Genomic DNA, 12,722 nt, shown 5'->3' with positions numbered 1-12,722 from the left:
GCTTCTCCGAGTGCGTTTCGGCGTGGTGGCAGAAAGTGGTTTTGTAGGCGAGTTTGGGATGTTGTCGTAAAGCGGAACGTTACAGTTCGAGTGGCGCCGAAACCTAGGTAGCAGGAACGCGCGTCGCCAGAAACACTTGGTAATGTGCAACGACCAATTCCTGGTTTTGGGGGCGACTTGCCGTTTTTGACTTACATGCAGCTCTCTGCCTTGCCGAGCGCGTTTCAGCGTGGTGGCCAGAAAGTGGTTTTGTAGGCAAGTTTAGGATGCTGCCAGGCAGCGAAACATCATGGTTTAAGTGGCGCCGAAATCTATATAATAGGAATGCGCGTCGCCAAAAGCACTCAGCAATGGGCAACAACTAAGCTACCGGTTTTTGGTAGCTTTACTGATGGTGCCCTTATACATAGCTCTCTGCTTCTCCGAACGCGTTTCGGCGTGGTGGTCGGAAAGTGGTTTTGTAGGCAAGGGCAAGTTTTGGATGTTACCGGAAAGTGAAACGTTGCAGTTCAAGTGGCGCCGAAATCTAGGTAATGGGCAACAACGAGTCCTACAAAAATAGAACAAATTACCCAGTGAATTTTTGGGTTAACTTGTTCTATTTTTTGGGATTTTTAACGATTATTACCGCCGAAAAACAAAGTCTGTGTACTTTGGATTGGCACCGGTTAAATCGCGTGCGTAGATTTTGTGCGCACTAAAATACTTAATCTTATATCGCCAAGCAATTCCACCCTTTGGTGCGTTGCCGTAAATTCGGCCAACGAGGTAGTAAACGTGACCACCAAGGTATTTGTACTTAACTTTATATGTGGTGTAGGTATCAACCGCAAAAGCGGATGTATAGCGCATGGCCTTAGTTCCAAATTTAATCGTTGCGTGATCAGTTCGACCACCATCCCGAAATGATTTAGCCTTATAAGTCTTATTCTGAAAGGCCTTGGGAATGCCAGTATGAACTTTATCCGCATTGGCAGTAGTATCAGTAGCGCTAAATACACTTATTAGACCTAAGCTTAGGCTTAAAGCTACTAATCCAATTTTTTTCATGTTAATGCCCCCTAATGTTTCTATCGTATCCTTATTATTTAAAAATAAAAGTAGAATTATTAGTGTAACTAACATGAATCGGTTCCAATCAAAAAGCGTAGTGCTATAATCACCACTACGTTTTCTGAATGAGTATTAAACTGTTTTATGCTCGTTGATCATCAGAACTAAGACGGCTCCGACTAATGCAATAATAGCTAAGAATGGTAGGATTGGCATATATTGCTTACCAACCATGCTGAACAGCACAGCGCCAAGAACGGGTGCCAAAATTTGAGCGCCAGTATTCGCAAAGTTGAGAATCCCTAAGTCTTTAGCGGCGGTTTCTGGATCGGGCAAAACTTCTAGGTTCAAGGCTTGATCGACAGCGAAGAAAATCCCAGAACCAGTACCAGCGATAATACCATACCAAATCATTGCGGATGGTGTCCGTAAGATAAATGGCAACATTGTTCCAATAGCGGTTAGTAACGCAGCAAAGGCAACGGGCCATTTCCGAGTATGCAGCTTATCTGAAATCATCCCGGAAGTTGACGAGAAGATGATGGCGGTAACCATCGTAGCGGTACCCATGAGTGAGACGTATTTACCAGCGGCCGTACTCCCTAATCCCATCCCAGTTGTTAAGAAGAAGATTTGATAAGTCCCAAAGGCGGTTACGGCAATGTTGATCATCATTTTACCGAATAGCGCAAGATAGAAGTTGCGGACTTTATGGATTGGGAAGATAAAGGCTTTCACAAAGCCACTCATATCCAATTTTTCCTTTGGCATATCTAAACTGGATTTTTCACGCATTAAAATTGCGGCAACTGGGCCTGAGAGGAGCATCATAATGGCTAAAATGAAGTAACCGGTGTTAACTAATCCGGGATTGCTAGTACTAAGGAAACGACCACCGATAACCGGTCCGCCATACTGGCCAATAACGTAACCAATGGCGTAGATGGATGAAATAGTACCACGATGTTGTGGCGCCACTTGGTCAGCGATAACGGCAATCAGTGGGGCAACAATCATGTTGATGAAGGTTTGAATCCCGCACCACAGAATGATAAATAGAGGAAGTTGACTTTGATCTTTAATAAGTCCTAGGCCAACCATAACAGCTGCGGTAAGAATGGAACCCCAGAGAATCCAAGGTGTCCGGCGGCCGAAGCGTGAACGGGTTCGGTCAGAAAGAGCACCAATGATAATGGTGGTAATCGTTGAAGTAACGGCACCTAACGTTCCTAGTAAGGCTAAGAAGTTATTGACCTTTGCGCCAGGTCCACCAAAAATATTGGCAAGTTTTGCAGGATTCAAAATGGAATTCAAACCCATAAATGGTGCTAACCAAAGTAAGGCGCCCAGTGCAACGGCAATCCCGACTAGGATTGGTGTCTTGGGTTGCTGTTCGTCAGCAACAGTTGCGTGCCAATTTGACTGCGGTGTTTCTGAATGATTTGCATCCAATGTAAGTTCCTCTTTTCGTTATTGGGCAACCATAAAGACCCTGACCGTCCATGGCTCAAGGGTGAAGGTTTGACCCTTCGTGAGGTTGCTGTGTTCGTGCAATTCGGTGCCTGACTCAGACTCGAAAGTAACTTTGTGGGCATCGTTAGAATAATTGAAGTAAAAGTCGAGTTTATCGCCGGAAGCGGTAATTAATTGCTTGTTAATAATTGGAAAAGTTTGTGATTGCCGATCTGACCACAGACTGATAGTTTTTAGAATACGTTCGTAAAGTGCTGAAATTGTTGTTGCGTTAAGGTAGGATCCTGCGTAGTAAACGTGGCCCTTACCAAAAGTATTTTCGGTAATCGCAGCATATTTCCCCCAATAAGGATGGTCGTAAGTTGCCAGAACATTACCAGTCGTTGGCGTTAGCAATTCGGCCCAGTAACGCACAGGTTGTGCTTGAACGGTTGGTAGATCGTCCGTTCCAGTAATGGTCATGTTGTCGCTTGGTTGATCGATACCGTAGTGCTTATCAGGTTCTACAAAGAGTTCATATTCAGCGCCAACGGATTTGGAAATAATAGCAGGTTGAGTTTCGGTTCGTACCTTGACGTTTTGGTCCGTAAAGCCGGAACGGAACGAGTAAAGAATTGTCCCACCTTGTTCAACAAACTCATTGAGTTGTTTGAGTTGATCGTCAGTTGCGGAATAGAGCATTGGGACGATTAAAAAGTCGTAGTTATCGTTGTTGATGCGTTCGTCACCAATTTGGCGAATATCGGCTTCTACATTAAGTCGGTATAACGGATCGTAGTAACTCCGCAACACATCGTTGTACTGGTGTTCATCGGTTTTATCAAAAATGGTGTTCTTGTACGGGAACCAATCAACGGCACTCATAGCTTGGTTGCTAACGACAAATGCAACCCGGTTTTGTTTCTTTGTGTTAGTGAAGGTGTCACTTAATGCATTGAGATCGGCGCCAATCGTTTTAGCTTCGTTGTAAACTGGATTTGGCTTAAAATCATGCCCTAAGAGACCCTTCCAATACGTTTCGTAACTGTTATGAAGGGAACTCCAGTGCCAGTAACTAATCATGTTGGCACCAGAAGCAATGTGTGAATAGGCCTGTAACTTAAGTTGACCAGGGTATGGCACCCAATGACGAAAGGCTTGGGCTTCAGTTTCCATGACGATATAGTTGGCGTCCTTAGTTGATCGAGCCATATCACCACAAAACGCAATTTCGGTACCAGTTAGGTTATCTTGAGATGGGTGGTAAACATCGACTGCGGTGACGTCAAAGGCTTTGGAAATCTCGAAATGATTAGCATCGGGATTGAGACCGAACGATAACTTCCGCCATTCCATATCGAAGTTATTAGTTACAAATTGATCATTTCGTTTGTATTCGTTGACGATATTAACTTGCCAACTTAAGAAATCAACGACTAAGGTCCGTTTATATTCTTCAAATGCAGTTCCAAGACTACCGTTAATCGTTGTATTTACTGGTGGAAAGTCTTCCCATGCATTGATTCGGTTACTCCAATAATCCAGACCGTAGGCGGCGTTAAGCGCATCTAAATCACCATCAAATTTTTGTTTCAACCATTTTTGAAACCCAATGTAGACGTTTTGGCTACTGGTGTTAAAATGTTTTGTTTCGTTGTCGACTTGGAAGCCGATAACGTTTGGATGGTTGACGGTTCGACTAACCATTTTGCGGATGATTCGTTCTGAGAGGTGTCGGAAAACTGGATTGGTAATGTCGATGATTTGACGAGAGCCGTATTCTCGTTTACCGGATTTGTCAGTCAGCATCACGTCAGGATATTTTTTAGCCATCCATGTTGGAATGGCATATGTCGGAGTACCGATAATAACTTTAATACCGGCCTTTTCCATAGCGTTAACAACTTTATCAAGTTTGCTGAAGTCGAAGGTACCTTCTTGGGTTCGTACGTACTCCATGTACTTTCCCCGATTCGAACAACGTTAATATTAGCTGCCTGCATCATCTCGATATCTTTATCGAGGCGGTCGTATGGCAAGTACTCGTAATAGTAAGCGGCACCGTAAAGGAACTGATTAAATTTCATGAATTAAAGATCTCCTTTCGTAGGTACAAGTTATTTGATTCAGAAAGCGCTTTCTTTATCTGTATTCAGTATGTCAGGTTAGTTAGAAATTGTATATGTGAAAACTAAGCTTGAATTTATCCAAATATGACTTTAGTATAGAACTTAACAAAGTTACGTTGGTTTGGGGGAGGCGAAATATCAATGGATTTTATGAAGGATGCCAAGCGGTTACCAGTACTTGATTGGAATCTAACTTTCTTTGGCGCACATGAACAGCTGGTTGGAGCAGATTGGATTGTGCCAATGGAGAAACACTATGCATTTGAATGTATCTACGTGTTGGCCGGGCAAGAATTTATTAAAATTTACGGTAACGTTTATACGTTGAAGGCTGGTGATTTTTTCCTTGTGCCACCAGAATTTTTACATCAGGTTTGGGCGGGAGAGAGTCTTAAATACTTTTGTTTTCACTTTGATATTGATGATCCAGCGCTGAAAGTCCAGCTGATTAAAGGACTCAATTATGACTATGAGAAAGACAGTGACTTATCAAAACAACTCAAGCCACACTTTGACAAGCTTGATTCATTGGTAGCTGATGAATCGTTTGATTTTGACACAAAAATGGTGATTCAAATTGAGTTATCAAAAATCCTTCGAATCTTTTTCCAGGCAACAAAACGTAGTCAGCACAGCAATGCCACGACCAGCACTGAGTATGCTCGGTTAATGGCAGACTATCTCAAGGAACAGTTAACGACTCAAGTTCTTAATTACGTGAAAAATGGCTATATTCCAGATGATCGTATGGTTGAAGTTTCTTCAGCAATCGCTAAAATCGGTTTTAGTAACGGATATGGGTTTCGGATTTTTAAGGAAACGTATGGTATCTCACCACGAGATTACTTGTCAAAGTTGAAAATTAACGAAGCTAAAAAGCTGTTAGGGAAGCCACAGTATTCGATCAATGATATCGGGAGTGCATTAGGGTATCGAAATTTAGCCAATTTTAGTCGCCAGTTTAAACGGTGGACTGATATTTCACCGAGTCAATTTCGAAAACAGGGGCAAGAGAATAGTCGGTAGGTTTTAAAAGGATAAAAAATGGTATGGTTTGGCCAAGCATGAAAATGAAATAGGTCGGTTAATAATCTACTCATAAGTGGATTGTTAACGGCCTGTTTATTTTGTTTTATAAAAAATCATCCCACACCGGCATCTCACTACCAGTCTGCTTCGCCTGTCGAATCGCCTTATAGTAATTCACCTTACTCTGAATATGATGATAATTCTGCTCCAACAGAGTCAACTGTTCTTCAACCTGCTGGCAGTGGTTGTCCAACAAGGTAATTAGCTTATCCAAGTCCGGTTCATCATCTTCATAGTGAAAAACGGTCCGTAGTTCGGCAATTGACATGCCGGTGTTTTTAAAACAAAGTAACGCCCGAATGCGTTCGACGTTATCAACCGTATACACCCGATTTTTACCGTTGCGTTCAACGCCTGGAATTAGACCTGCCGTTTCGTAATAACGTAGCGTGGAGAGCGGTAAATCGAACTTAGCTGCAACTTCGTGAATTGAATAAGTCTGCATCAATGTCAACTTCTTTCAAATTAGCCTTTACTTCAAGCATACTTTAAGTGCTATGATTTTGGAAACGGATTCTAAAATAAAGGAGCGACTTAAATCATGAAATACCGACATTTAGTTAAACAAGGATTACAGGTTAGCGAAATTGCATTAGGTAGCTGGATGACCGATGTTAGCGATTCTAAGGCCCAGGACCTAGCAGCTCAAAGTATTAAGCTCGCATACGAAAACGGCGTCAACTTCTTTGACTGTGCGGATGCGTACAGTGGTGGCGCGGCTGAACGCTTTTTGGGTAAGGCATTGAAGCAATATGACCGCAAAGAATTGATCATTTCCAGCAAAGTCTTTTTCCCAACCGGCGATGGCATTAACGACCGTGGACTGTCACGGAAACATATCTTTGAATCAGTGGATCAGTCGTTGAAGAACTTACAAACGGATCACTTAGATCTGTATTTTGCCCACCGGTTCGACCCTGAAACGCCATTAGAGGAAACCTTGCAAGCCATGAGTGACTTGATCGACCAAGGGAAGATTTTGTACTATGGCGTCAGCGAATGGCGGCCGGTCCAGATTTTGGAAGCCCAGTTGGTGATTCAAAAGTTAGGCTTGCACCCAATGTCAGTGGTTCAACCCCAATACAACATGTTTGATCGCTACATTGAACATGAATTGATTGACGTTTGTGATAAGCTAGGCCTTGGCATCGTGCCATTTTCGCCGCTATCACAAGGGCTGTTAACTGGTAAATACCGGAAGGGACAACCGATTCCAGCTGGTTCACGGGCAACGTATCAGGATCAGATTCAGCCTTACTGACGGATGAAAATTTGGATAAGGTTGAAGCGTTGATCAAGATGGCCGAAAGCTTAGATACTGACTTAGCAACCTTTGCGTTAGCTTGGACGTTGCGGAAACCGCAAATTACCAGTTTGATTACCGGTGCCAGCAAGCCGGCTCAATTGAAGAATAATTTGAAGGCGTTGGATTTGGTAATTCCGGAGAGTTACTTTAAGCAGATCGATGAGTTGTTGGGGTTTAAGAAGTTTTTCCGGGTAATTGGGTAGATTCTGGAATAAATCCGATTAAAAGCCGTGATGAATACCCGTGAGGTGTTGATCACGGCATTTAATTGTGCAACCAAAGGCGATTGTTTGGTGGTAACCAGCGAACAAGTTATACTAAAAATAATAGGTTCTAAGGAGATGGGAAAAATGACTACTAGAGATAGCCTTGATCATTATCGTGAATTACCAGTTGAAGTTGAACAGGCAATGATAATTGCGAAGTTGGAAGAATTGGGGTTGATTGAGGATACCGGTGAAGTAGTCGACGATTTTGAAGAGTTGAAAACGCGCTGGTTATCTGAATCGGATCATAGCGGAATAGTGTGATGACCTAATTAAAGTGAATGAAATATATTCCAATTCGTAACGCCAGTATTATTCTCCAAAGCTGACCCAAGCTCAACAACGCATATCAATAGGCGTCTTACTAAACCCAACTTTAGGGTTTCAGCAAGGCGCCTATTTCGCATCCTAACTATGAAATAACTTCATTTCAATATCTTGATTATAATTCCCAAATCCGTGTCCAAAGATGCAGCAACCCCCATTATTTTTCGCATTCTTCTTAATCCCAAACCGAACAGAGAAGGTTTCGCGATGGGTGTCTAGATCTTCCAAAGACACATTGGTAAACGGTTGACCCTCTAAGAAACTCCCATCATGAGTCAAGCGAAGGGTTTTCAGGACACCATACTGGTTAACGTTATCAGGCACCCATTCAGGGGTGTACTTACCACGAATATCTGAAAAGTCACCGGGACTAGTCCACGTTCCAATTTCAGTACCGTTAATGTAGAACGTGATATCAGAAGGCCATACGTTATTTGAAAAAGGAAATTCTGAGCCGAGTTCCATCGAGAGATCGAGCATCTCTAGTTTATCGTTTTTGGCGAGGTAGTTGGGAAATTGATACTCGACAAAGCCGTTGCACCACCAGATCATACCGGCGCTTATTCGGGCGGGGTCCATAAAGTAAGCTGGATTATCAACTTTACCGATGTAGTCGTCTTTTCCCGCTAAACCGCAGGAAGGGGTCACCGAAAAGTTGGTAAAGTGACCAACAGGCACCTGGGTTTCGTAATGTTCAAATTCTGAATAAATGGCCTGAGGAAAGTGGACGTTAATGTTATCCACCTGCAGGCGAGACACTTTGTTATGACCAACGCGTTCAAACTTAACGATGCCGGCCTGTGCGAGTTTATTTAAATGCATCAAAATGATGGTATCACTTAACTTAAGTTCGGTCGCTAGGTCCTGAACACTCATCTTACGATTGGATAATTTTTGAATAATGTGTAACCGAACGGGGCTGGCTAATGCTTTAAAAACGGGTAGCGAGCTATCTGAAATATCTGTTTCCATGCAAAACATCTCCAATGTTTTCGTTTCTTGTTATTTAATAAACAAGTTTTTTGTTGCTTATTTAGCAATAAAACTTTCTTTTTTTAATTATAACAATAAAAAACGTTTGCGATAAACGAAAAAAAAAAGAAAAAACATCAAAAAGCCGGTTGTAATCGTTTTCTTCTCATCTTATGATAATCGCGTGCACTGATAAGAAATAAAAACTACGTAGTTTAATTTTAAGGGAGATTGTACTTATGGCGAACACAACACAATATACTAATCCGCTAATCGTTCAACGTGCGGATCCATTTATTTATAAACATACTGACGGTTACTATTACTTTACGGCGTCGGTACCTGCTTATAACTTGATTGAAATTCGGCGGGCAAGAACGTTAGAAGGATTAGCACATGCTGCACCACGTACTATTTGGCGCAAGCATGAAAGCGGTCCCATGAGTCAATTGATCTGGGCACCTGAAATTCACTATATTGACGGCAAATGGTTTATCTACTTCGCTGCTGCTGAAACGACGGCATTCGATAAGAACGGCATGTTCCAGCACCGGATGTTCTGCATTGAATGTGATGCAGAGGACCCAATGGTAAGTGAAGACGATTGGATCGAACGCGGTCAAGTTGAAACTGGCATGGATTCATTCTCATTGGATGCAACGTGTTTTGAAGCCAACGACAAACTTTACTACGTTTGGGCGCAAAAGGATCCTGAAATCAAAGGGAACTCTAACTTATACATTGCTGAAATGAGCAATCCTTGGACGTTGAAGACGAAGCCAGTAATGTTAACAAAACCGGAATACGAATGGGAGACCCGCGGATTCTGGGTTAACGAAGGACCAGCTGTTATTCATCGTAATGGTCGTTTCTTCTTAACTTACTCTTCAAGTGCAACCGATGAGAACTACTGCATGGGCATGCTTACTGTTGATGAAAATGCCGATTTATTGGATGCTGCTAACTGGCACAAATCTGATGAACCAGTTTTCCAAAGTGATTTAGCTGAACATCAATTTGGCCCTGGCCACAACTCATTTACGATTGCTGAAGATGGTCAAACCGATATTTTAGTTTACCATTGCCGTGATTATACAGATATCAAGGGTGATCCATTATACGATCCAAACCGTCATACGAAAGTACAGAGTTTTACTTGGAACGAAGATGGCACGCCAAACTTTGGCAAGCCAGTACCTTACAACTACGAATAGGAGTATCAAATTCATGGACGCAAAAAAAAGTGAAAGTAAAAACTTTTGGGGCTTCCCCATTACCCACTTTAGTTACTTCTTTATCTGGGCAACAGTTTATGGTTATTTAACTCTTTGGATGGAACAAGTTGGTCATTTGAACGGTACTGAATCAGGTGCCGTATTCTCAATGATGGCCGGTATCTCATTGATCTTCCAACCAATCTTTGGGGTCGTTTCTGATAAGCTATTATTCCGGAAAACTTTGATTTTAACAATTTCAGTTGTCGCAATCTTCATTGGACCATTCTTCCAATGGGCGTTTCTACCATTAATGCACATTAATGCTGCGCTTGTTGCGATTGTAACTGGTATTTTCTTAAGTTTCATTTTAAACGGTGGGGTTTCTGTTATTGAACAGTACGTTCAACGTGCTAGTTTGGCTAACAAGTTTGAATATGCGCACTCCCGTGTTGGTGGTTCTGTTGCCGGGATTGTTGCCTCATTGATTGCCGGTCGTTTATTCCTGTGGAGCCCTAACTCAATTTTCTGGGCATGTTCTATTGCTGCCGTTATCTTGACTGGGTTCTTATTATTCAGCGATAAGATCAACATGGAAAATGCGGATGCCGCTGGTGATACTTCTGATTCTTTGGATTGGAAGACAGTTGTTTCAGTGTTCAAGATCAAGAACTTATGGGTATTGGCCATCTTCTACATGGGTGCATCAGCTATCTTTGATGTGTTTGACCAACAATTTATCATCTTCTTCAAGACGTTCTTCCACACTGCTGCTCAAGGGACGTTGGTTTACAGTTACATGACTTCAGGTCAAACGGCCATTGAATTCCTATTGATGTTCCCAATGCCATGGATCATTAACAAGATTGGTTCACGGAATGTTGATTGCTTATGGGTTCTTAACTTGTATCCGGATTTTAGGTTCTGCATTAGCGCCATCATGGGGCTGGGTTGTCTTCTTCCGTTTGATTGCCGGGCTTGAAATGCCATTGCTGTTGACTTCTATCATGAAGTACATTGCTGGGGCCTTCGATATTCGGTTATACGCTACTGTGTACGCGTTAGCGTCGAACTTTGCTAAGCAAATATCCGTGTTTATCTTCTCGTCAGTTGCTGGTAAGTTATACGATGTTATCGGTTACCAACACACTTACGTTATCATGGGGATCGTTGTGTTCGTGATCACCTTGTTCGCTGCCTTTGCTTTGAAGAAGGAAGATCCAGTTCAAGCTGGTGAAGTCGCTGCTGATAGCGGAGATGTAAGCGCTGTTAAGAAAGAATAAATATAATTAGTTTACTCAACTCGGGTAAGGTTAAAAATGAAACGCACGTTGTTGAGGTGATTTACCAACAACGCGCGTTTTTATGATAATTAGTGTTTTGAATTAAAGGAGATGGCAGTTATTAAATCTAAATTATTTGTCGATCGAACTAATGAAATCGCTAAAATTGATCCGAGAATGTGGGGCTCATTTACTGAACATCTTGGACGTTCAATTTATGAAGGCATCTATCAACCAGATCATCCAACGGCTGACAAAGACGGCTTTCGGCAAGATGTTATCAACGCCGTTAATCAGTTAAACGTACCGCTGATTCGTTACCCAGGTGGCAACTTTGTATCAGCTTATAACTGGGAAGATGGTATCGGGCCTAAAGATCAACGACCAACTCGGCTAGATCTAGCCTGGTCAACGATTGAGCCAATCAGTTCGGGGTTCACGAATTTGTTAAGTGGTGCCAAAATGTTAATGCAGAACCTGATATGGCAGTTAACCTAGGTACCCGCGGCATCGATGCTGCGCGCAACTTAGTGGAATATTGCAACTTTCCTAAAGGAACTTATTGGAGTGATTTACGCCGAAAGAACGGTGCTGAGGAACCATTTAACATTAAGGTTTGGTCACTGGGAAATGAAATGGATGGCGATTGGCAAATTGGTCATAAGACGGCTAGTGAATACGGGCGATTAGCGCACGAAACAGCCAAAGCGATGAAAATTGTCGATCCAAGCATCGAATTAGTTGCTAGTGGGAGTTCGCTTCGAACGATGCCAACCTTTGGTAGTTGGGAAGAAACCATTTTAGACCACGTCTATGATGATGTTGACTACCTATCGCTCCACCAGTACTATGGCAATGAAGCTAATGACCTGCAAGGGTTCTTAGGTAAATCGGTTGATTTTGACGGTTTTATTAACGACGTTGTTGCTGTGTGTGATGCAGTAAAGGCGCGCAAACATAGTAAGAAGACAATCAATCTGTCCATGGATGAATGGAACGTCTGGTATCACAGCCATGCCCAAGATGATGCACAAGCCAAGTGGCAACATGCACCGCATTTGTTGGAAGATCACTACAACTTCGAAGATGCGCTCTTGGTCGGTAGCTTAGCAATCACGTTAATGAAACACGCTGATCGCGTCAAGATTGGTTGTTTAGCACAATTAGTGAACGTGATCGCACCGATTATGACTGAAACTGATGGTGGGGTTTGGTTCCAATCAATCTTCTACCCATTCATGCAAGTATCACAATTTGGTCAAGGGATCGCATTGACTCCTCGCCAAGAAGTCGATACCTACCATTCAGCTGATTACGACGTGCCATATACGGACTCGATGATGGTCTACAATCCAGATACGCAAGAAGTTGTCGTATTTGTTGAAAATAAGGCCTCCGAGGCAATGGATTATGAAGTCCACGTCGATAATATGCAGTTGGGTCAGCTCGTCGAAGCAACTCAGTTCTGTGGTTACGATATTAAGCAGACGAATGAGAATCAGGAAATGAAGATTCAACCATTGACGAACGTTAAGGTTGATGGCAATCTTGTTCAAAGTAAGCTACAGCCGTTGTCGTGGAATATGATTCGGGTTTCGGTTAAGAACGATTAATTAGATTTAATCAATTAG

The 12,722-nt window shown here is 42.5% G+C and carries 10 protein-coding genes and 3 pseudogenes; 8 read left to right on the top strand and 5 right to left on the bottom strand.

The window, feature by feature from the left end; genetic code table 11:
* Positions 1-624: 624 nt before the first annotated feature.
* The 3 genes and pseudogenes from JCM2765_RS08060 to JCM2765_RS19270 all read right to left on the bottom strand — a co-directional run bounded on the left by JCM2765_RS08060 (position 625) and on the right by JCM2765_RS19270 (position 4,592).
* Positions 625-1,050 carry a hypothetical protein gene (locus JCM2765_RS08060; protein WP_054735892.1) on the bottom strand — a complete coding sequence of 142 codons (426 nt, stop codon included), beginning with the start codon at positions 1,048-1,050 and terminating at the stop codon, positions 625-627.
* A gap of 135 nt (positions 1,051-1,185) precedes the next feature.
* On the bottom strand, positions 1,186-2,505 hold the full coding sequence (locus tag JCM2765_RS08055) for an MFS transporter (protein ID WP_054735890.1): 1,320 nt from the start codon (positions 2,503-2,505) through the stop codon (positions 1,186-1,188).
* 18 nt (positions 2,506-2,523) lie between these two features.
* A pseudogene (locus tag JCM2765_RS19270) lies at positions 2,524-4,592 on the bottom strand (beta-galactosidase).
* Positions 4,593-4,775: 183 nt separating this feature from the next.
* Between JCM2765_RS19270 and JCM2765_RS08045 the strand changes: the two are divergent.
* Positions 4,776-5,660 (top strand): helix-turn-helix domain-containing protein, encoded by an 885-nt coding sequence (locus JCM2765_RS08045; protein ID WP_054735889.1) that lies wholly within the window; start codon positions 4,776-4,778, stop codon positions 5,658-5,660.
* A gap of 106 nt (positions 5,661-5,766) precedes the next feature.
* Here the strand turns inward: JCM2765_RS08045 and JCM2765_RS08040 are convergent, their stop codons facing one another.
* On the bottom strand, positions 5,767-6,168 hold the full coding sequence (locus JCM2765_RS08040; RefSeq protein ID WP_054735887.1) for a MerR family transcriptional regulator: 402 nt from the start codon (positions 6,166-6,168) through the stop codon (positions 5,767-5,769).
* A gap of 96 nt (positions 6,169-6,264) precedes the next feature.
* Between JCM2765_RS08040 and JCM2765_RS08035 the strand changes: the two genes are divergently transcribed.
* The 3 genes from JCM2765_RS08035 (at position 6,265) to JCM2765_RS08030 (ending at position 7,559) form a co-directional block, all read left to right on the top strand.
* Positions 6,265-6,984, top strand: a complete 720-nt coding sequence (locus JCM2765_RS08035) for an aldo/keto reductase (protein ID WP_263849379.1) — start codon at positions 6,265-6,267, stop codon at positions 6,982-6,984.
* Positions 6,985-6,995: 11 nt separating this feature from the next.
* Positions 6,996-7,232, top strand: a complete 237-nt coding sequence (locus JCM2765_RS18755) for an aldo/keto reductase (RefSeq protein WP_263849378.1) — start codon at positions 6,996-6,998, stop codon at positions 7,230-7,232.
* A gap of 147 nt (positions 7,233-7,379) precedes the next feature.
* Positions 7,380-7,559, top strand: coding sequence for a hypothetical protein (locus tag JCM2765_RS08030; RefSeq protein ID WP_054735885.1), 180 nt, complete (start codon positions 7,380-7,382; stop codon positions 7,557-7,559).
* A 144-nt stretch (positions 7,560-7,703) separates the two neighbouring features.
* On the opposite strand, the gene JCM2765_RS08025 is transcribed toward JCM2765_RS08030, so the two are convergent.
* Positions 7,704-8,594: an ArsR/SmtB family transcription factor gene (locus JCM2765_RS08025; protein ID WP_054735884.1), complete on the bottom strand. Its 891-nt coding sequence runs from the start codon at positions 8,592-8,594 to the stop codon at positions 7,704-7,706.
* A gap of 239 nt (positions 8,595-8,833) precedes the next feature.
* Here JCM2765_RS08025 and JCM2765_RS08020 point away from each other — a divergent pair, with 239 nt between their 5' ends.
* The 4 genes and pseudogenes from JCM2765_RS08020 to JCM2765_RS19365 all read left to right on the top strand — a co-directional run bounded on the left by JCM2765_RS08020 (position 8,834) and on the right by JCM2765_RS19365 (position 12,704).
* Positions 8,834-9,808, top strand: coding sequence for a glycoside hydrolase family 43 protein (locus JCM2765_RS08020; RefSeq protein ID WP_054735883.1), 975 nt, complete (start codon positions 8,834-8,836; stop codon positions 9,806-9,808).
* Between the two features lie 13 nt (positions 9,809-9,821).
* Positions 9,822-11,091 (top strand): annotated as a pseudogene (locus JCM2765_RS08015) (oligosaccharide MFS transporter).
* A gap of 111 nt (positions 11,092-11,202) precedes the next feature.
* Positions 11,203-11,861: pseudogene (locus JCM2765_RS19370) on the top strand (alpha-L-arabinofuranosidase family protein); the annotation flags it as partial.
* The gene (locus tag JCM2765_RS19365) at positions 11,859-12,704 is read left to right on the top strand and encodes an alpha-L-arabinofuranosidase C-terminal domain-containing protein (RefSeq protein ID WP_500797376.1); all 846 of its coding nucleotides are present in this window, start codon (positions 11,859-11,861) and stop codon (positions 12,702-12,704) included. The pseudogene JCM2765_RS19370 and the gene JCM2765_RS19365, both read left to right, overlap by 3 nt.
* Positions 12,705-12,722 lie beyond the last annotated feature (18 nt).

This window comes from Secundilactobacillus similis DSM 23365 = JCM 2765, from assembly GCF_001311075.1.
GTDB classification, from domain to species: domain Bacteria; phylum Bacillota; class Bacilli; order Lactobacillales; family Lactobacillaceae; genus Secundilactobacillus; species Secundilactobacillus similis.
The sequence above is the reverse complement of the archived record's forward strand: the minus strand, read 5'-3'. Positions and strand labels throughout refer to the sequence as shown.